Source organism: Chryseobacterium sp. sg2396 (assembly GCF_042610505.1).
Lineage (GTDB): Bacteria > Bacteroidota > Bacteroidia > Flavobacteriales > Weeksellaceae > Chryseobacterium.
In genome coordinates, this window is record NZ_JBHGAQ010000007.1 from 55,693 (window position 1) to 74,790 (window position 19,098).

The 19,098-nt window shown below is 38.8% G+C and carries 16 protein-coding genes and 7 tRNA genes; 5 read left to right on the forward strand and 18 right to left on the reverse strand.

The genetic code is table 11. The features are described from left to right. Window positions 1-23: 23 nt before the first annotated feature. Entirely contained in the window at window positions 24-584 is a 561-nt protein-coding gene (locus ACED20_RS09185) for an RNA polymerase sigma factor (protein ID WP_294238377.1), read from the reverse strand. Window positions 585-774: 190 nt separating this feature from the next. Here ACED20_RS09185 and tyrS point away from each other — a divergent pair, with 190 nt between their 5' ends. Next, on the forward strand, window positions 775-2,070 hold the full coding sequence (gene tyrS / locus ACED20_RS09190; protein ID WP_294199881.1) for a tyrosine--tRNA ligase: 1,296 nt from the start codon (window positions 775-777) through the stop codon (window positions 2,068-2,070). A gap of 358 nt (window positions 2,071-2,428) precedes the next feature. Here tyrS and ACED20_RS09195 read toward each other — a convergent pair whose 3' ends face one another. Next, window positions 2,429-2,881, reverse strand: a complete 453-nt coding sequence (locus tag ACED20_RS09195; RefSeq protein WP_294225716.1) for a hypothetical protein — start codon at window positions 2,879-2,881, stop codon at window positions 2,429-2,431. Between the two features lie 245 nt (window positions 2,882-3,126). On the opposite strand from ACED20_RS09195, the gene ACED20_RS09200 reads away from it, so the two are divergent. The 3 genes from ACED20_RS09200 to ACED20_RS09210 all read left to right on the forward strand — a co-directional run bounded on the left by ACED20_RS09200 (window position 3,127) and on the right by ACED20_RS09210 (window position 5,730). Then, a complete protein-coding gene (locus ACED20_RS09200) occupies window positions 3,127-3,765 on the forward strand; it encodes an alpha/beta hydrolase (RefSeq protein WP_294238376.1) in 639 nt (212 codons plus the stop codon). A gap of 110 nt (window positions 3,766-3,875) precedes the next feature. Beyond that, window positions 3,876-5,201, forward strand: coding sequence for a PDZ domain-containing protein (locus ACED20_RS09205; RefSeq protein WP_378104245.1), 1,326 nt, complete (start codon window positions 3,876-3,878; stop codon window positions 5,199-5,201). A gap of 1 nt (window position 5,202) precedes the next feature. Beyond that, the gene (locus ACED20_RS09210; protein WP_294232029.1) at window positions 5,203-5,730 is read left to right on the forward strand and encodes a hypothetical protein; all 528 of its coding nucleotides are present in this window, start codon (window positions 5,203-5,205) and stop codon (window positions 5,728-5,730) included. Here the strand turns inward: ACED20_RS09210 and ACED20_RS09215 are convergent. From ACED20_RS09215 to ACED20_RS09235, 5 genes are all read right to left on the reverse strand, one after another. Beyond that, on the reverse strand, window positions 5,727-6,752 hold the full coding sequence (locus ACED20_RS09215) for a L,D-transpeptidase (protein ID WP_294225722.1): 1,026 nt from the start codon (window positions 6,750-6,752) through the stop codon (window positions 5,727-5,729). The two genes, ACED20_RS09210 and ACED20_RS09215, sit on opposite strands and share 4 nt — an antisense overlap. Before the next feature lie 596 nt (window positions 6,753-7,348). After that, complete coding sequence (locus ACED20_RS09220; RefSeq protein WP_294199886.1) at window positions 7,349-8,098, reverse strand: SDR family NAD(P)-dependent oxidoreductase; 750 nt, start codon at window positions 8,096-8,098, stop codon at window positions 7,349-7,351. A gap of 233 nt (window positions 8,099-8,331) precedes the next feature. After that, complete coding sequence (locus ACED20_RS09225; protein ID WP_294225725.1) at window positions 8,332-9,675, reverse strand: TolC family protein; 1,344 nt, start codon at window positions 9,673-9,675, stop codon at window positions 8,332-8,334. 3 nt (window positions 9,676-9,678) lie between these two features. Beyond that, window positions 9,679-12,756: an efflux RND transporter permease subunit gene (locus ACED20_RS09230; RefSeq protein WP_378104247.1), complete on the reverse strand. Its 3,078-nt coding sequence runs from the start codon at window positions 12,754-12,756 to the stop codon at window positions 9,679-9,681. A gap of 50 nt (window positions 12,757-12,806) precedes the next feature. Further along, window positions 12,807-13,865 (reverse strand): efflux RND transporter periplasmic adaptor subunit, encoded by a 1,059-nt coding sequence (locus tag ACED20_RS09235; protein ID WP_294238362.1) that lies wholly within the window; start codon window positions 13,863-13,865, stop codon window positions 12,807-12,809. 130 nt (window positions 13,866-13,995) lie between these two features. Between ACED20_RS09235 and ACED20_RS09240 the strand changes: the two genes are divergently transcribed. After that, window positions 13,996-14,883 (forward strand): AraC family transcriptional regulator, encoded by an 888-nt coding sequence (locus tag ACED20_RS09240; RefSeq protein ID WP_294199890.1) that lies wholly within the window; start codon window positions 13,996-13,998, stop codon window positions 14,881-14,883. 222 nt (window positions 14,884-15,105) lie between these two features. Here the strand turns inward: ACED20_RS09240 and ACED20_RS09245 are convergent. From ACED20_RS09245 to ACED20_RS09295, 11 genes are all read right to left on the reverse strand, one after another. Then, a tRNA-Asp gene (locus tag ACED20_RS09245) sits at window positions 15,106-15,179 on the reverse strand. Window positions 15,180-15,212: 33 nt separating this feature from the next. Next, window positions 15,213-15,286 (reverse strand) — tRNA-Asp (locus tag ACED20_RS09250). Window positions 15,287-15,319: 33 nt separating this feature from the next. Further along, a tRNA-Asp gene (locus ACED20_RS09255) sits at window positions 15,320-15,391 on the reverse strand. Between the two features lie 35 nt (window positions 15,392-15,426). Then, a tRNA-Asp gene (locus ACED20_RS09260) sits at window positions 15,427-15,498 on the reverse strand. A gap of 35 nt (window positions 15,499-15,533) precedes the next feature. Further along, window positions 15,534-15,607: transfer RNA gene (locus tag ACED20_RS09265), tRNA-Asp, on the reverse strand. Window positions 15,608-15,640: 33 nt separating this feature from the next. Continuing rightward, window positions 15,641-15,714, reverse strand: a tRNA-Asp gene (locus ACED20_RS09270). A 33-nt stretch (window positions 15,715-15,747) separates the two neighbouring features. Beyond that, window positions 15,748-15,821: transfer RNA gene (locus ACED20_RS09275), tRNA-Asp, on the reverse strand. A gap of 136 nt (window positions 15,822-15,957) precedes the next feature. Continuing rightward, the gene (trxA, locus tag ACED20_RS09280) at window positions 15,958-16,275 is read right to left on the reverse strand and encodes a thioredoxin (protein WP_027379107.1); all 318 of its coding nucleotides are present in this window, start codon (window positions 16,273-16,275) and stop codon (window positions 15,958-15,960) included. Window positions 16,276-16,358: 83 nt separating this feature from the next. Further along, window positions 16,359-17,534, reverse strand: coding sequence for a cysteine desulfurase family protein (locus ACED20_RS09285; RefSeq protein WP_294237364.1), 1,176 nt, complete (start codon window positions 17,532-17,534; stop codon window positions 16,359-16,361). 106 nt (window positions 17,535-17,640) lie between these two features. Next, window positions 17,641-18,228, reverse strand: coding sequence for an HAD family hydrolase (locus ACED20_RS09290; RefSeq protein ID WP_294199894.1), 588 nt, complete (start codon window positions 18,226-18,228; stop codon window positions 17,641-17,643). 142 nt (window positions 18,229-18,370) lie between these two features. Further along, window positions 18,371-19,096: an SDR family NAD(P)-dependent oxidoreductase gene (locus ACED20_RS09295; RefSeq protein WP_294232021.1), complete on the reverse strand. Its 726-nt coding sequence runs from the start codon at window positions 19,094-19,096 to the stop codon at window positions 18,371-18,373. Window positions 19,097-19,098 lie beyond the last annotated feature (2 nt).

Consider the following 19,098-nt stretch of genomic DNA (forward strand, 5'->3'; position numbering starts at 1 on the left):
CTGGCCATCAATTTATTATTGCTTTAATTGTCTTCAAATTCATTATTCTTCAACATTTCTGCCAATACTTTTTTGGCACGCATGACGCGGACTTTTGTATTCGCGACTGAGATTCTCAGCTCTTCGGCGATTTCCTTTATGCTTTTTTCCTCAAAGAACCTTAGCCGGATAATCTCCTGATAGTTAATATCCAGCGACTCGATGGTTTTGATAATTTTTTTCTGCTCTTCTTCGGAGATCATCAGTTCTTCAGGAGATTTGGCATACTGGTTTTTTACTTCATCCAGATTTTCGGTAGGATCCTGGTTTTCCCTGGATCTCTTTCTCCAGAAATCGATGATGGTATTCTGTGCAATGGTAAGCACCCAGGTTTTAAACTGGAAATGCGGATCGTACATATCGAGTTTGGAGAGTACTTTCGAGAAAACATTTACCGTAATTTCATCGGCATCATTTTCATCATGAACTTTTTTCATCACAAAAGAAAAAACATCTACCCAAAAGATGTTGATGAGCCTGGTCTGGGCCTTCTGGTCTTTTTCCTTTGCCTTACCGATAAGCTGGAAGAGTTGTTCGTCGTTCATTGTAAACAAATATAATGATTTCATACGGAAAATAAATGAAGTTTTTCTCCCTAAAAGCTGAAGTAAAATTGCCGTCAAATGCTTTTTACTTACTGAAAACAACATAAAATCAGCCTTGCAAGATTTGATTTGCTACCTACTTCCCTCTGAATTCCTTATCTTTGCACCTTAAATTTTAAAGCAGAATATAATGAACTCTTTTATTGAAGAACTGAAATGGCGCGGTCTTTTTGCCGACATGATGCCCGGAACGGATGAACAACTGGATAAGGAAATGACGACAGCCTATATCGGTTTTGATCCGACTGCAGATTCTTTACATATCGGGAGTCTTATTCAGATAAAAATCCTGGCGCATTTTCAGCAGCATGGCCACAAGCCGATCGCATTGGTAGGCGGTGCTACCGGAATGATCGGCGATCCTTCTGGAAAATCTGCCGAAAGAAACCTTCTGGACGAGGAAACCCTTCTTCATTACGTAGACTGCCTGAAAAACCAGCTTTCAAGATTTCTGGATTTCTCGGGAAGCGAACCGAACAGAGCAGAACTGGTGAACAACTACGACTGGATGAAAAATATTTCTTTCCTTGATTTTGCGAAAAACGTAGGAAAAAATATTACCGTTAATTATATGATGGCGAAAGATTCCGTGAAGAAGAGATTTTCGGGAGAATCGGGAGCAGATGGGATGAGCTTTACAGAATTCACTTATCAGCTGATCCAGGGATACGATTTTTTACACTTATACCAGAACAATAATGTAAAGCTTCAGATGGGAGGTTCCGACCAGTGGGGAAACATCACGACCGGAACGGAGCTTATCCGTAGAAAAGCACAGGGAGAAGCGTTTGCCCTTACCGTTCCTTTGATCACCAAAGCAGATGGTTCCAAATTCGGGAAGTCTGAAAGTGGCGAAAATTACTGGCTGGACAAAAAGAAAACATCACCATACAAATTCTATCAATTCTGGCTGAATGCCACGGATGAAGATGCTGAAAGATTCATTAAATTTTATACATTCCTTGGTAAAGAGGAAATCGAAGCACTGATCGAGGAACATAAAACAGCCCCACATGAAAGAAAGCTTCAGAAAAAGCTGGCTGAAGAAGTAACGGTTTGGGTTCACGGAAAAGAAGAGTATGAAAAAGCTTTGAAAGCTTCTGAAATTCTTTTCGGAAGATCTACTGCTGAAGATCTGGTGAGCCTGGATGAAGAAACGTTCCTTGAAGTTTTTGACGGTGTTCCACAGAAGGAAATAGCGAAAACCGATGTGCTGGGCATCAATATCGTGGATCTTCTTTCCGAAAAGTCGGGGTTCCTGAAATCAAAAAGTGAGGCGGCCAGAGAATTGAAAGGAAATTCCATTTCGGTGAATAAGCAGAAAATCAATGAAGCTTATACAGCCAATGAAAACGATCTTATCGACGGTAAGTTTTTACTTCTTCAGAAAGGGAAGAAAAGTTATTTTATCGTAAAGGTTATCTAACGTGAACTCGAAATAAAAACCTGATTAACAGGTCGGAAGAGGTAAGCTGGATGCTGGGAGTTTATTTTGGTCAACTTTAATTCCAAAGGTATTCATTATCAAATGAGATCATTTGTTATTATATAAAAAGGAAATCTACTTGAACCCCTGATTTATCAATCTGAGTTCCAATTGCAATCTCTCACTTCAACAATCGACCGGAAACAAATAAATATATCCAGATTCACGTTAAATCTGATTTAGGCTTTCTGTAACATATAATACGGGCGCGACATTTTACTGTTGCGCCCGTAATTTTTTTAGTCAAAACAAAAAAGCCATCCGTGAAGATGGCCCTGATATAATTTAATAAATGATCTTATAATTCTAAGAAACTGTAGAAAACAGCTGCGCTTTTGTCACCTGTTCCGATTACTTTCTGAGTCTTAGCCACTTCACCGTCTACATAGATGGTAACGATTAATTCTGAATCAGAATAAGGAAGTGTAGCATTTGCTGCTAAATTAAGCTGAGACTGGCTAGAGCTTACATACATATCACCGCTCGACCATGTTGTTCCGGTAGGATTGAATGTAGTACTCTGTCCTGTTCCGATCTGCGTTACTACCGTTTTAAAAGTTCCCAGTACAGCAGGGCTTGGAGCAGGACTCGGGCCGTTGGTATTTATTTTTGCTTCAAACTTGATAATATGGTCCGTGTATCCGTTGTCATCATCTTTTTTACAAGAGTTAACCACAAAAATTACCGAAAATAGTACAGCGAATAAAAAAGAAAGTCTTAATAAACTTTTTGATTTGTAAAATTGCTTCATTTCTCCAAATAGATTTTTAATGGTTCAAATATAGGTTTTTTATCAATATAAAAATAACTTTTATGTAAAATTTCCAACAAAGATTTCCAAAAAATATCAATTCAATAAATATTTGGAACGGAATTTTTTCTTTAACTATTTAAACGGCTAACCACCTGATTTCAGACAGTTTGTCAGAAGATCCTGATTGGTCCCATTTTTACACGATCAGGTTTTAATACATCATTATTAATTATCTTTGCACCATGAATTTAGATTACATCGTAAGAGAGCCGGAACTTATTACCCCCGATACCACCATACTATTTATGCTTCACGGCTACGGAAGCAATGAACAGGACCTCTTCAGCTTCAGGGAAACCCTTCCGGCAGACTGGATCATCATTAGCTTCAGGGCTCCGAGAGAGACTCAATTTGAAGGTTTCTCATGGTATGATATCGACTTTAACAATCCTGAAAAATTTGTAGATGTCCCTCAGGCTAAGGAATCTCTGAACAGTGTGCTTGAAAGCATTCTTAAGATCGTTAACAGCTACGGAATTACCGAGGGTAAAACTCACCTTTGCGGCTTCAGCCAGGGAGGAATTTTATGTTATGCGTTGGCCCTGACCTATCCTGAAATGTTTAATCTGATAGCCTGCCTAAGCAGCTATCCCGAAGAAAAACTACTGACAGATATTGTAAATGATAAGAAAAAGCTGGAAAAACTCCGCTTTTTCATTTCCCACGGTACTGATGATGCCGTTATCCCTCTTGAATGGGGAAGAAAAGCGGCGGAACTGCTGTATGACCTCAGCTGCTATTTTACATTCAGGGAATACATGAGCGGACATGGGGTAAACCAGAAGAATTATATGGACCTGATGGAATTCTTCACCAAATGAGTTTACAGAAAATTCAACATTTCATTTAATTATTTGCAAAACATTCAGACATTCTCCATTTTGGGAATGTTTTTTTATTGGGATAAAGATAAAATGATTAAATTCAGTAGATGAAACTGAAGTATCTTTTTGTGTTGCTATTTTTCAGCATTTTTACGGATGCCCAGAATTCCTTTGAACTTGAAGATACCGAAAAAACAGTTATTCCCTTTAAACTTATTGCCAATTTAATTTTCATCCCCGTTAATATTAATGGTGCGGATCTTACTTTTATGCTGGATACGGGCGTAGCGGAAACCTCTATTTTCAGCCTTGAAAACCAGGAACTGACCCTTCCGAATGTGGAAAAGATTAAATTTTCGGGATTGGGAGGAACGGCAAGCATCGACGGTTTCCGTTCAGACAATAATGTCGCCCGGATCGGAAAAAATTTTATAAACCGCTCTGCCACTCTTTACATTATTACCGAACAGGACTTTAATATTTCCTCTCACGTCGGCATTCCGGTTAATGGCATTATCGGTTATCATTTTTTCAAGAACCATCCGATCGTCATCGATTATTACAACAGGAAAATCACCGTATATCATCATGAAGATATATTCAGAAAAAAAATTAAAAGGTTTGAAGAGATTGACATCACAATTGAAAAAAACAAACCTTATCTGCTTGCCGATGTGGAAATGACCAGAGAAAGAAAGAATTCAAAATTACTGATAGACCTGGGGAATAGTGATCCTATCTGGCTTTTTCCGGCACTCATTAAAGATTTTATATACAACCGTCCGAATATTGACGATTATCTGGGAAGAGGATTCAATGGTGACGTTTATGGGAAACGAAGCCGGATCCATCATTTATACCTGGGAAATTTTGTTTTTGAAAAACCGCTTACCGCAATGCCTGACGAATTTTCGATCCAGCACGTCAATATGGTAGAAAACCGGAAAGGCTCTATCGGAGGGGATATTATGCGACGCTTTACGGTAGCCTTCGATTATCCGAACCAAAAGCTATATTTGAGGAAAAGCAGGAATTTCAACGATCCTTTTCATTTCAATATGAGCGGGCTTGATTTTAAGCAGGACGGTATGGAATGGACAAAAGATCTCATCAGCCTTCCCTCTAAAAGCAAAGGAAGCCCTGCCGGAGGCACGGAAGTTATTAACAATAACCTTCAGTATAATTTTGTTCTGAAACCTATATTTTCCATCGCCGGGGTACGTAAAGATTCACCGGGTGCAAAAGCCGGCCTGCAGAAAGACGACAGGCTGATCACCATAAATGGCAGGAAAACTGCTGATATGACTTTACAGAAAATTATGGAGCTGATGAGATCCGAAGAAGGCAGAACGATAGTAATGCTGATCGAAAGAAAAAATAAACCCTTAACCCTTACCTTTAAACTGGAAGACCCAATACCCTATCAAGAATAATATGAATACTGAAGAAACAACATTAGATAAAATCCGTACCAGACCCAGATTTACCATGTTCACAAATCTCACAAAAGAAGAATATGCCGAAAACCTGAAAAAGTACCTGGCAGAACACCGGGATGAATTTTCGGGAAACATCAATAAGGAAGTTGCAACGATTTGTGTGGAAACGGAATATGAAACCTATTGGAAACCGAGATTATCGCTAAGAATAGAAACCGAAGACGAAAAAACTTCGGTACGGGGCGTGTTCGGTCCCAGTTCCGCCGTATGGACATTCTTTATGTTCCTTTACTTTTCTTTCTCAATACTCTGGATGGTATTTTTTTCCATGTATTATGTGGAAAAACAGATTAAAAGCAATGAATATCCCTGGGCTCTTACAGCATCTTTTATCATGTTGGGCCTCATCGCGCTTACCTATGCCGCCGCCCGTTTCGGACAGCACAAAGGTAAAGATGAAATGCATAAGCTCAGAAAATTTGCAGAAGAATCTACCCTTCCGTTTGAAAAAACGGACGACTAAGGTGCTACGGTTTTAGTGGTTTGCGGCATTTGTTCCAACACAGCTTTTGCCGCTTTGATGGAATCAACCACTTTTTCGCGGTTATCCTGCTCTTTAAGGATTTTTTCGATGTTCGGTTCGATCATTTTAGTCATTTCCTCTACGGAAACACTATTGGCATTAGGATCATTCAGAAGTCTTCTCCATGGTTTTCTTTTGCCCCAACCGTAATCGCCATATACGAGAACCGGTGTTCCTTTGGCTTTTGTGGTGGCCCCTCCCGGATTCAGCACCCAGGTATCAGCATAGTTGTACAGCCATTTTGCATCGTTCATCAATAGGCGTAAACATGAATGTGATGCAGGATAACCCGGAAGGTCATATTGATGCCATCCAATCCCGTCAAGATTAAAGATATTGAAATTATACGGCAGTTTCCATTCGCTGCTTACGGTAGAAATAGCCAGCTGCTTTTTCCAGTTGGCAAAAGTAAGGCCGGTTTTTGTTTTGGCAGCTTTTTTCCCCATACTGGTCGGACCCCATTTTACCAGCGTTCCGTTTGAATAAACACCGAATGCCTGAATAGGGTATGAAAATACGACGAACTTCTTCACCGGGCTCAATACGTCAAGCTGCATTGGGAACGGTGCATATTCCATCAGTGTCGTATCGATTTTTGCCGGAACTACCAAAGTATCTGCATTCCATTTATTTTTAGAATCGAGACGGTTCAGGGCAAAGATGGCATACCGCTCTCCTGCTGAATATTTTTTATTGAAAACAGCGAACAGCGAATCTTTCATTTTTTTATCTTTTGGGAAAATAAACGCATTGTAGAAACCATCCTCCTGCATGGCTGGCGGCATAGATTCTTTCTGAACTACAGAATCTTTTTTTGCAATAACTGAATCCTGCTTTTCATCAGATTGATCCAGTACTGAAGATGATGTGTCTTTGATCTTATCATTGATCTTTTCCATTTCCTTTTTACAGGAAAGCAGCATGAATGCTATGCACAGGGCAGAAAGAAATGATTTTTTCACAGATATGTTTTTCATAAATAAATAACAGTCGAATTGATTTTTCCTACTCAGTGCAAATATCAGACCTAAAAAGGATTGAAAAAATACAAACTGAAAATACTATAAAAATACGGTGGTTAGCATTGCTCAAGCCCTCAATTTTACGCCTGATTTCAGGTTTTGTAACTTATCTCAGAATCATTCAATGCCAAAATAAAAAACTTCAGAATGCAGCTCCAGGGAGTAAAAAACAGAACTTCCTTTCTTATTCAGATTAGCTAAACTTTTTTCCTGGTCCCAAGGTTTTGATAGTAACCCCAAAAAGCCTTTATAATAAGCATTGCGGCTTGCAGAATCTAAATATAGACGCAGCACAAAAAAAATCCTGTAAAAATGATTTACAGGATTTGTGATCCGGACGGGACACTTTTGCATAAAAAGGCAGTTTACTTTGAGACAACTACTTTTTTTATTATCTCTGTTTTTTTCCCTGCTCTATTTGTAGCATAACCTTTCAGTATATTTGTACTTAAAAGTATTAAGTCTTTTTTATCTTGGAGAATTTAACTGCCAGATGAGCTGTTGCTATTATGTCCTCACTTCCGGTTTTCTCTAGTCTAAACTGCTGTGTAGCCCCCATCAATAGTATAGTAACCACCATTGATAAAAGTAGAGGTATCTAAGCTCAAAAACAGAACTAAATTTGCCACTTCTTCCGCTTTTCCTAAACGTCCGATAGGATGTCTGGTCACTAAAGTTTTGTAGGCTTGTTCGTCTAGCGCATTTAATAACGGTGTATCGATGTATCCTGGCCCAACAGCATTAATGCGGATATTATGTGCAGCATACTCCACTCCGAAATTTCGCGTAAGCCCTAATACCCCGTGCTTGGCAGCCGCATAGCCTACCGAACCTGGCACAGCAGTAATACTGTGGATTGAGCCCAAATTAACAATTGCACCGCCACCGTTTTTCAGCATCTGTTGTGTAGCGTATTTGCAGCCGTAAAAAACACCGTTCAGGTTGATATCTATAATAGTTTTCCAATCTTCAATGCTTTGTTCTGCTGCAGGATTGATTTTCCCACCAATCCCCGCATTATTGCACGCAATATCCAACCGGCCATATTTTTCCACCGTTTTTGCAACCAGTGCTTCTACTTCTTCAGGAACTGCGGTATTGGCGTTTACGTAGATGGCATCACCACCTGATTTTAAAATTTCATCTACTACGGATTGGCTATTATCATCATTGATATCTGATACCACTACTTTTGCTCCCTCTTTAGCATATAATAATGCTACTTCTTTTCCGATGCCGGATCCTGCTCCGGTTACAAAGGCTACTTTGTCTTTTAATTTTTCCATTTTGAACGACTTTTTTAAAGTTTATATTTTTATTTTTCTTCAGATTTTGGCTTCTACATTTTATCTGCATATAATGATTTTCATGCTTTTATACTTGAAACGATGTAAAACCCATTTTTCCCATTTCTGAGATGGGATACCAATCAAATCATCATGACAGATTTTGTCGTATTGTGATTATAGATACTTACAAATATATTTTAACAGATCGTGTCTTATTTAAAACAATATCATTATCTTCCGGATACCAGCAAATAATAGGAAATAGCCAGTTGATAATTTATTTTCGAATCTATGAGTTTTTCCTGAGTATCATTTACCTGAGCTTGAGCTTCCAATAAATCAGACATTTGGGATAGTCCGTTTTTATAACTTTGTTGGTTTACTCTGCTATTCTCCGATGCCTGCACAAGCGTTTCCTCATTCAAATGAATGCTTTTGTAAGCTTCCTGAAGATCTCTCCAGGCCTTGTCAATCTGTATTTTCAGTAACTCTGTATTTTCTTTCAAATCATTCTCAGCCATCTTCTCTTTTGTTTTTAGCTGATTGACCTTATGTTTGTCTTCCCACCAGTTAGAAATCGGTACCGTTACTGCGGCAAAAGCCATTCCATTGAAAGCTCTATCTATATTCCTGGTGATGGGATCCAGATAAAATCCGGACAAACCTACATTAACAGAAGGTCTGGCTTCTCCCTTTTTCAGTTCAGTCTGTAATTTGGAAGCCTCCACAGATTTTTCCAGCATCTGGTATTCCAGCCTGTTTTTTACCGCTTCGTCCTCGGAAATATAGTAAGATTCCGGAGGATTAATTACCGCTAACTGATCTTCCAGTACAAGATTATCATTATAAGGAATACCAGTGGTCTGGCATAATTGTTTTTTTGATAATGCAATTCCGTTTTCGAGCTGAGTCCTTTTGAGTTTCAGTTCACTTCTTTTTACGGTTACTTTTAGTAAATCATTTTTGATGACTACACCGCTTTTAACGGCAGTCTGAACTTCTTTTGAGAGTTTATCCAAAAATTCTTCATATCCCGTAAGTGTTTTCTCCTTTTCGCTGAGGCTTATAATCTGAAGAAATTCTTTTTCTGTTTTATAAAGAATTTCTTTATCAGATAATTCCTGCTGTTTCTTTTTAACGTCAAGATTAATATCAGCCAGTTGATTTCCTGTCTTTATCCGGTTTCCTGCATATATGGGCTGAACTAATGTAACAGCTCCTCCTGCAACCTGTTGTAAAAAGTTCATATTAATTCCCGGCATGTACGCAAACTCGGTTGCGGTGAGAAGATTTGCAGGATTGCCATCATAGACAGGGAGATTTCCGCCTTCGATTTTCAGCTTTAAAAGAGGATTGACCGCTTTCATTCCAAAGGCCATTGCACTGACTTTCGGATAATAATTAGTTCGAGTTTCTTTTTTAAATGCCTCAGCCTCCTCAACCTGGAGAGAACTGTTTTTTATGAGGTTGCTATTTTCCAAAGTGCTTTTTTTAGCTTGCTGCAAGGTGATATTTTGTGAAAAAACATCGTTTGCCAGCATTAAAAACAGACTACTTATGATATACTTTTTCATTTTTTAAGCTAATTCTATTATTTCTGAACTTTGATTTTCTTCTTTTCTGTAAGTCATCCAGTAGAGAAGAGGGAGCATTGTAAGGATAAAGCCCATTGAGATCAATGTTCCGAAGAAGATGACAGTTCCCATTGGAGCCCAAAGCGCACTATTGCTGATGATCATGGGTACAACTCCCATTGAAGCTGCAAGACAGGTTAGTAATATAGGACGCATTCTTCTTGCTCCTGCCATTATACAGGCCTCTTTTACCGTTCTGTGTTCTCTGTGACGAAGCTCTTCTATATAATCGTACATAATAATGCCGTTCCTTACGATAATCCCAATAAGACTGACCAATCCCAACACTGAAGTCATACTAAATTCCATATCCATAATCAGCAATCCCAATGCTGCCCCCAGGAAGGAAAATACAGTGGATAAAAATACCAATGATGCCAATTTGATTTTTCTGAAATGGAAAACAAGAATGAAATAGATAATAGCAACAGAAATCAACAGGCCGGCTACGATTTTCGGCAAGGTTTCATCCGTGTTTTCTTTGGTTCCGCCATACGTTAGCATAATGTTTTTGTCGTTGATTTCTTTCAGATTTCTGTCAACAATTGCTTCCACCTTTTTCTGCTCAGAATCTATTCGCGTTCCTCTTTTATAATCAATGTACACAGATAAAGTTCTTAGTCCATTTCTTCTAACGATCTGGCCTTCATTTATTCCTGTAGTCACTTTTGCCACCTGGCGAAGCGGTACAGCAGGAGAAAACAGACCGGTAACATATTCGTTTTGAACGTCTCCTGGCTTTAGACTGTCACCGCTGGTGCTTGATTTAAGAACTACCGGAACATTATAATCTTTTTCCCAGATAGAAGTAATAGGAATTCCCCCGAATCTTGATGCTAAATTTACTCCCAAAGTTCCCTCATTAATTCCTAATCTGTTTGATTCTACAGGATCCAATGCTACTCTCACATCAGGCAAAGGTTCCTGATAATTCGTATAAATTCTAAGTGGAGTATCCATTTTTTTCAATTCATATTCCAGTTTTTGAGCTACCATCTTAAGATCAGCAATATTGTTCCCTGTCAGACGTATTTCGGAATCAGCATCTACATTTGCCTGGTAGTCCAGTTGTTTGAATTTCACAAAAGCATTAGGATAGCGATAGGCCATCTTCGTGGCATTTTCATTCATAATATCAACAGTTGCTTCAGCACTTTCTGTATTTACAATGTACTGGGCAAAGTTGGAACCTCCTATTTTGGGGGCGTACGTGGTCTGAAATCTTGGCGATCCCGATCCCATAAATAAGGTAAGGGAAGTTATCCTTTTGTCTTTCTTTAATTCTTTCTGAAGATCAAGGGCTACTTTTTCAGTCTCATTGATGGAAGTTCCATTAGGCAGAAAAATTTCTATGGCAAACTGATTTCTTTCCGCGAAAGGCATCAGTTTCAAAGGAACCTTTAAAAACAGAGCAACTCCTGATAATCCAACAAGAGTACCCACTGCAAAAGATATTTTCGGAAATTTAAAAATCTTTTCTAATAGGGAATCATAAACAGACTGTATTCTGTCCATCACAGATTTTCCTTTTTTTGAAGGATCCGCATTCGGGTTGTATAGTCCCTTATTAATGAAAATATACATCAAGAAAGGCACAAATAATATGGCAACCGCAAGAGACACTCCTAATGCCAGCAAAACAGTCCAGGGAAATGCACTTACGAAATCCCGCATTTGCCCTGTTAGGGTGAGCAAAAAAGGAAAGAAGGTAATCCCAATAGCTAGGGTTGCAGATAAAACCGCTTTGAAATATTCTCCGGCACTTTGTATTGCTGCCTCTTTTCTGGGAATGCCCTCATCTAATTTTTCAAGATACCCATCCAGAATTACAATGGAGTTGTCTACTATCATTCCTAAAACTACGATGAGTGCAGCTAATGTTACCGTATTAAGCTCGATTCCAAAAACAAACATGAGTGCTAAAGTGATAAATATACTCACCGGAATTGTAGAGCCTGCAACTGCAGCTACTCTCAGAGGCATCAATGCTACGGTTACCAGCACCACCGCAAGAATAGCAATGCCCAATTCTTCCAAAAACGTATGAATGGAATGATCTACCACCTGAGGCTGATCTGCTATCCGGAAAACCTTTACATCATTGGGTAATGTTTTTTCAAATTTTTCCAGAACCTTATTTACCGATTTACCATAATCCACAATATTATATCCTTCTCTCATTTCTGTAGAAAGAATTAGTGATTTATGATTATTGTTTAAGGTATAGGTATTGGCCTTAGGATATTCTCTGACGATCTTCCCCACATCTTTTAAACGGATCTGATTACCCGTCGGATCGGAATAGATGATCTGCTCCTGCAAATCATACTCTGAGGTAAAAGGCCGGTCTATGTGAACAGGTATTGAAAGATTTTGATTATCAATTTTGCCTGCGGGTCCCACAAAACCTTTCGCCACCAAGGTCTGGTACAGACTATAGATATTAAGGCCATAACTTGCAATTTTTTCTTTATCTACATAGATACTGATCTGCTCGTTTTGTTCGCCGTACCTCCTGAGATTGGAAACCGATTCTATACTTCTTAGCCGGCTTTCCAGATCTTCCATGTATAATCTCATCTGACGATACGTCTTAGTGTCAGACTCCAATGCAATAAGCAATGCAGAAGTATCCCCGAAATCATCATTTGCAGCCAACGCAAGAACTCCTGAGGGTAATTTCATCTTAAAATCGGACAAACCCAATTTAATTTTAGACCAGACTTCGGTTTTATTTTTGATATCGTCGTTAAGCTCCACAAAAATATATAACATCCCATCCCTGGACTGAGAATACGTCTTGCTTTTCTTAATCTCCTTGTATGTGAAAAGATAATTCTCCAAAGGCTTTGCCACCTGCTCTTCTACTTCCTCAGAAGTTGCTCCGGGATAAACCGCTACTACGATTCCCTGTCTTATGGTAAAAGCCGGAAATTCCTGCTTCGGCATCTTGAAAAGTGCATAGACTCCATAAATGATCAAGGCTGAGATAAGCAGAAAGACAATTTTATTATATTTCATAGCAACTGCAATGAAATTATTCTTTGTATTCATTATTCAAAAAAGTTAGATCAATTAATAACAGTCACTTTGCTTCCCGGATTGATATTTTGATAACCGTCAGTAATTATCCTATCCCCAATTTGTAATCCTCCAAGTATTTCAACATCGTTGCCCAGCAATTGTCCCAGATTAACCTCTTTTCTCTGGACTTTATTATTTTTATCGGCTATCCAGACAAATCTTTTATCGGGGTAATCGAGAAGAACATACTTCAGAGGAATAATTATTTTATCATTGCTTTTGCGGTTTTGAGAAGGATTATCAAAGTAAGCTTTTACCACCATTCCTGGCATCAGACCGCCTGTATTGGAATTCGAAATTCGTACTTTGATATTATAGGTATGTGAAACAGGGTTGGCAGAAACTCCTTTTATTATAATCTGTCCCCGAAATTTTTTTTGTCCTAATGCCGTTACGACAACATCGCAGTATTGGCCTCTTTCAAATCCTGAAATTTCTCCTTCAGGTATCGGAATATTTACGTCTACCGTATTGATGTTCATAATGGTATAGACCGGTGCTCCTAAAACCACATTCATTCCGTTTTCAAAATATTTCTTGCTGATGGTTCCGGATTCCGGAGCATACAGATAAGAATCATCAAGACTCTTTTTTGCAATCATCTCAGCAGACTGCGCTTTGGCAAGACTGGTTTTAAAATCAATAAGTTTAATTTCAGGCAGACTCTGATTTTTATACATCTCATTCATTCTGCTGTAAGCGTCCTGGGCCTGTTTTAGTGTAGAAACAGAAGCTGTGTGGGCACTTTTAAGCGTTGTGGTATTCAGTTTTGCCATTAACTGCCCTTTTCTTACGCTTTGTCCCTCTTTAAAGTATAATTGCTCAATAGTTCCAGTGCTTATGAAACTTACATCTACAGTATTGCTGCTTTCCACAGTTCCTATATACTCATCACTGGCACTTTCCACATTTTTACCTGCACTTATTACCTTTACCTTGCTTACTTCCAGCATATTATTGCTTGGGGCGTTATCATTACAGGAACTGATAACGAAAGAAAGGTAAAAAATTACCGCATATTTCGGAATACTTCTTTTGTTTCTCATTTTTATCAATAAAAATTTATTAACCGACTGGTTGCAAAGTTCATTCTTAATCACAGAAAATGTTATTTCTTCCTTCCCGGAAAAATGTTCATTTGTCCGCTTTTTGTAACTTTGCTTTCAAAATTATCTGATGGAACAATTATTCAATATAATTTCTACTGACACATTGGGAAAAGATATGGCACTCATTTCTGACATGAACGGTATTGCCATATCTCAAGAGGCTTTCCTTGTTAAAGAATATCTGAAGACTACTAATAGTCCTTATTTCGTTGAAGAAATAGCATTAATCCTGGTTCGAAACGGCAATGCACGGATACGAATTAATCTGGATGAGGTTTCCATATCAAAAAACACGATCGTTATACTTACTCCGAATTACATTGTGGAAATGCTTGAGTATAATGAGATATTAGAAGCAGATCTATTATTGTTCAAGTATGATGTTGTAGCTGATCTTCCTCTGACAAAAGATTTAGGAAGCATTGGAGATATATTTAACAAATCTCCAAGTTTAGCGTTAAATAACCAGGATTTTAAAGAAATATCGGATTTATATGCCGTGCTTGCCTATCATTGCAATAAGCAAAAGATATATAAAAGTGAGGTAGCAAAAAACTTATTATATGCTTTATGTTATATGGTGGTTGAATTTTATCAGGCTAGAATTTCATCCCAAACTCAACCTGTAAATCGTCCGGAAATAATTTATAAAAATTTTTATTCACTTCTCTGCATTCATTATAAAGAAGAGCGAAGCATAAAATTTTATGCTGACAAATTAAATATCACACCTAAATACTTTTCTAAAACCATAAAGCAAATCAGTAAAAAGAACGCTTCGGATCTGATCGATGAAATGGTCATTATGGGAGCAAAAGCTTTACTGAAATGTACCGATCAGTCGGTACAGCAGATTTCAACGGAATTTAACTTTCCTAACCCTTCCTTTTTCGGGACTTTCTTTAAAAGAAAAACGGGCATTACCACTTTGCAATATAGGAAGCAGCATTTATAGTTTTCTGTTTTCAAATTTTAGTGTGGAAAAAAACTTTTTTTGTCTTTGTTTAAATCATTAATGCAACATCCGTAAGACTATCTTAAGACTTTCCCCACGGTGATTTAGGTTCTTTATCCTCAGGTCAACCCTCTACGAACTGAACATTACGGCTTGCAGAATATAAAACATAAACGCAGTACATAAATAAAAAATCCTGTAAAAATGATTTTACAGGATTTGCGATCCGGACGGGACTCGAACCCGCGACCTCCGCCGTGACAGGGCGGCATTCTAACCAGCTGAACTACCGGATCAATTTTTTTAAAGTAAATTGAGAAAACTTTCTGCGATCCGGACGGGACTCGAACCCGCGACCTCCGCCGCGACAGGGCGGCATTCTAACCAACTGAACTACCGGATCAATTTTCTTAAAGTAAATTGAGAAAACTTTCTGCGCTCCGGACGGGACTCGAACCCGCGACCTCCGCCGCGACAGGGCGGCATTCTAACCAACTGAACTACCGGATCAATTTTCTTAAAGTAAATTGAGAAAACTTTCTGCGCTCCGGACGGGACTCGAACCCGCGACCTCCGCCGCGACAGGGCGGCATTCTAACCAACTGAACTACCGGATCAATTTTCTTAAAGTAAATTGAGAAAACTTTCTGCGATCCGGACGGGACTCGAACCCGCGACCTCCGCCGTGACAGGGCGGCATTCTAACCAGCTGAACTACCGGATCAATTTTCTTAAAGTAAATTGAGAAAACTTTCTGCGATCCGGACGGGCCTCGAACCCGCGACCTCCGCCGTGACAGGGCGGCATTCGAACCAGCTGAACTACCGGATCAATTTTTTTAAAGGAAATTGAGAAGATTTTCTGCGATCCGGACGGGACTCGAACCCGCGACCTCCGCCGTGACAGGGCGGCATTCTAACCAGCTGAACTACCGGATCAATTTTATCTTGTTTTTAAAGAACCTCGTTTCTTTTTTGTGATGGCAAAAGTACAACTTTTTTCCTTACCTGCAAATTTATTTAGAAAAAAAAGCCTTCCTGTAACGGAAGGCCTTCATTATCAAAATTATTATTTTTACAAGTGTGCGCTTAATTTTTCAGCGATCACTTCTTTCGGAGCTACTCCTACCAATTTATCTACTACTTCACCGTTCTTGAAAATAAGAACTGTAGGGATATTTCTGATACCATACTGCATAGAAATTTCCTGGTTGTTGTCAACATCCACTTTTCCTACTACCGCTTTCCCTTCGAAGTCTGTTGCCACTTCTTCGATGATGGGTCCTAAAGTTCTACATGGTCCGCACCATACTGCCCAAAAATCGACCAATACCGGCTTATCTGATTTTAAAACCGTTTCCTGAAATGAGCTATCTGTAATTTCTAAAGCCATTTTATTTTTTATTTAAATTAATATTATTCTTTAACTGATTCCTTTAATCGGATATTCAAAATTACGATTTTTAAATCATAAGACTATCTATGCGCAACATTTGTATTTTCTATAACAAAATCTTTTGAAATTTCCTTTAAAGCTTCTGCCAGCGCATCGATATCTTCTCTTGTTGTAAGGTGGCTGAAAGAAATACGCAGCGGCGTACAGTGATCCATTTCATCTTCAGACAATACCATCATCATCACCATGGATGGTTTTGAAGCTCCTGAAGAACATGCACTGCCCTGAGAAATCGCAATTCCTTTCATATCCAACTGAAGACCGATCAACGGATTTTTATAAGGCAGTAAAGCACTTAAAACCGTATAGAGACTGTTTTCCTTCTCAGCACTTCTTCCGTTAAATTTAATGCCCGGAATCTCTTCCGTAAGCCTTTCTGCTGCATAAGCTTTTATTTCCTCCATGTGGGCTACATATTCGTCCATGTGATTCAGGGAAATTTCAAGTGCCTTTCCCAATCCTACAATCCCGGCAACATTTTCGGTACCGGCTCTCAGGCTTCTTTCCTGTGGGCCTCCGGTAATAATTCCTTTTAAACCGCTTGATTTTCTGATAAAGGCGAAACCGATTCCTTTAGGGCCGTGGAATTTATGGGCACTGCATGATGCGAAATCCACCTGAATATCGGAAAAATCCAGGTTCATATGCGCCATCGTCTGTACTGTATCCGAATGGAAAAGCGCATGATGAGCCTTACACAAGTCGGCTACTTTTTTAATATCGATAAGATTTCCGATCTCATTATTGGCATGCATTAAACTTACCAAAGTCTTTTTATCGGAAGCCTTTAAGAGCTCTTCTAATTTTTGAAGATCGATATCCCCCTTTTCATTCGGACGGATATAATTTACCTCTGCGCCTTTTCTGGCCTTCATATCGAGGATGCTTTCGGAAACACATTTATGCTCCAGCGGCGAACTGATGATTCTTTCTACACCAAGATGCTCAACCGCCGACTTGATGATCATATTGTTAGATTCCGTACCGCAGGATGTGAAAATAATTTCGGCTGGCGTTACGTGAAGATAGTCTGCTACCTGTCTTCTCACATTTTCGATCAGGATTTTTGCTTCCTGCCCAAAGCTGTGGGTGGAGGAAGGATTCCCGAAATTCATTTTCATGGTACTTACCATGGCATCGATAACTTCTTCCGAAAGCGGAGTCGTAGCAGCGTTATCAAGGTATATTTTATTCATTTTTACTTTGAAAAGATTAGTTTCCGTACAATAAAAAAAGCAACAAAACCAACTGATTCTTACATGACAGAACTGTTGTCGGTCTGTATATTTTTACCGTTCAAAATTAGTGAAAAAATTGATAATGTCCTTCATTTGCCCACTTTAACATCGGCTTATCTCCTGAAGTGTCACCAAAAGCAAGGATCTTATCATATTTTTTATCTTTGATTTCTTCCTGTATACGGGACAATTTCTCTTTGCCATTGCAGTTTTTTCCGATAAAGTTTCCAGTGAAAACACCGTTTTTAAACTCAGCCTGTGTAGCCAGCAATTTCATATTGAAAGCATCGGCAAACGGTTTAGCCCAAATATCCAGCGATGCCGTTACCATTAAACTCTGCGTGTTTTCGCGGTCTATATTTTTGATAAAGTCCAGTGCGTTTTCTCTTACGATCTTAGGGTAATTGGCTTCAAAAAACTGCCGGGATTTTTTCTCTATTTTTTCCTGGGTCTGCCCTTTAAGAATAGAGCCGATAAAGCTTTTTTTTACTTTTTCGGTTTCGGCAAGCCTGAGTTTTAATAAGACAAAAAGTGGAACATGCTTTAAGAACTGCAGCCTGAATTTTGTAGGATCATAGAATTTCAGATACATGAACATCGTGTCCTTGTAGGTAAGAGTTCCGTCAAAATCAAAGCAATACAGTTTTTTCATTGGTGATTTATCTTATTTTGAATTTTGTCAATACTATCGTAAACGAAAAGACTTCCGGGATATTTTATCTTTTTAATTTATTTAAGCAAATCTTAATTTAAATTAAAAATCCTGTGTAATTTATCGAAGGCTTTTTTGATTTTCAGAGTTTTAATTTTTTAAATATAAATTCCGGAATATTCCGGATGATCATCATGATGATTCCCCAGACAGGAAGGACGTACGCGACATTTTTTTGCTTTTTGTAGGCTTTGAAAATACAATCGGCGGCCTGCTTCGGAGTGGCTGTGAGTTTTGGGTTCAAGGGTAAGCCCTCGGTCATTTTCGTTGCCATAAATCCGGGCTTTACAGTAAGTACATGGACTTTTTTATCGAAAAGATAGTTTCTTAATCCGCTTAAATAGGCGGTAAAGGCTGCTTTTGCACTTCCGTAGATGAAGTTGCTCTGCCGTCCGCGTTCTCCCGCTACGGAAGACAGGCCGATAATCGTTCCCGATCTTCTGTTTTCAAATTTATGAGCAAAATAGTTGATGACAGGAATAAGCTTCGCATAATTGATGTCGATAATCCGTTCCGTATTTTTATTATCGTACAGGCCTTCTTCGGTACCTTCGCCGAGATAACCCGTTGCACAGAACAGCAAGCCTGAACTGATCTGTTCAAATCTGCTATAATCGATATTTTTTGTGAGATCCAGCTCTATAATTTCGGACTGCTGAAGAAATTTTACGTCGATATGCCGTGCAAATCTTTCGGTCGTTTCCCTGTTGGAGGTAAAAAGATAAATTCTTTCAAACTTTTCCCCTTCCTGTAAAGCTTTTTCTACAAAAGCCTGTGCTACTTCCGATGTGCTTCCTAAAACGATCATTC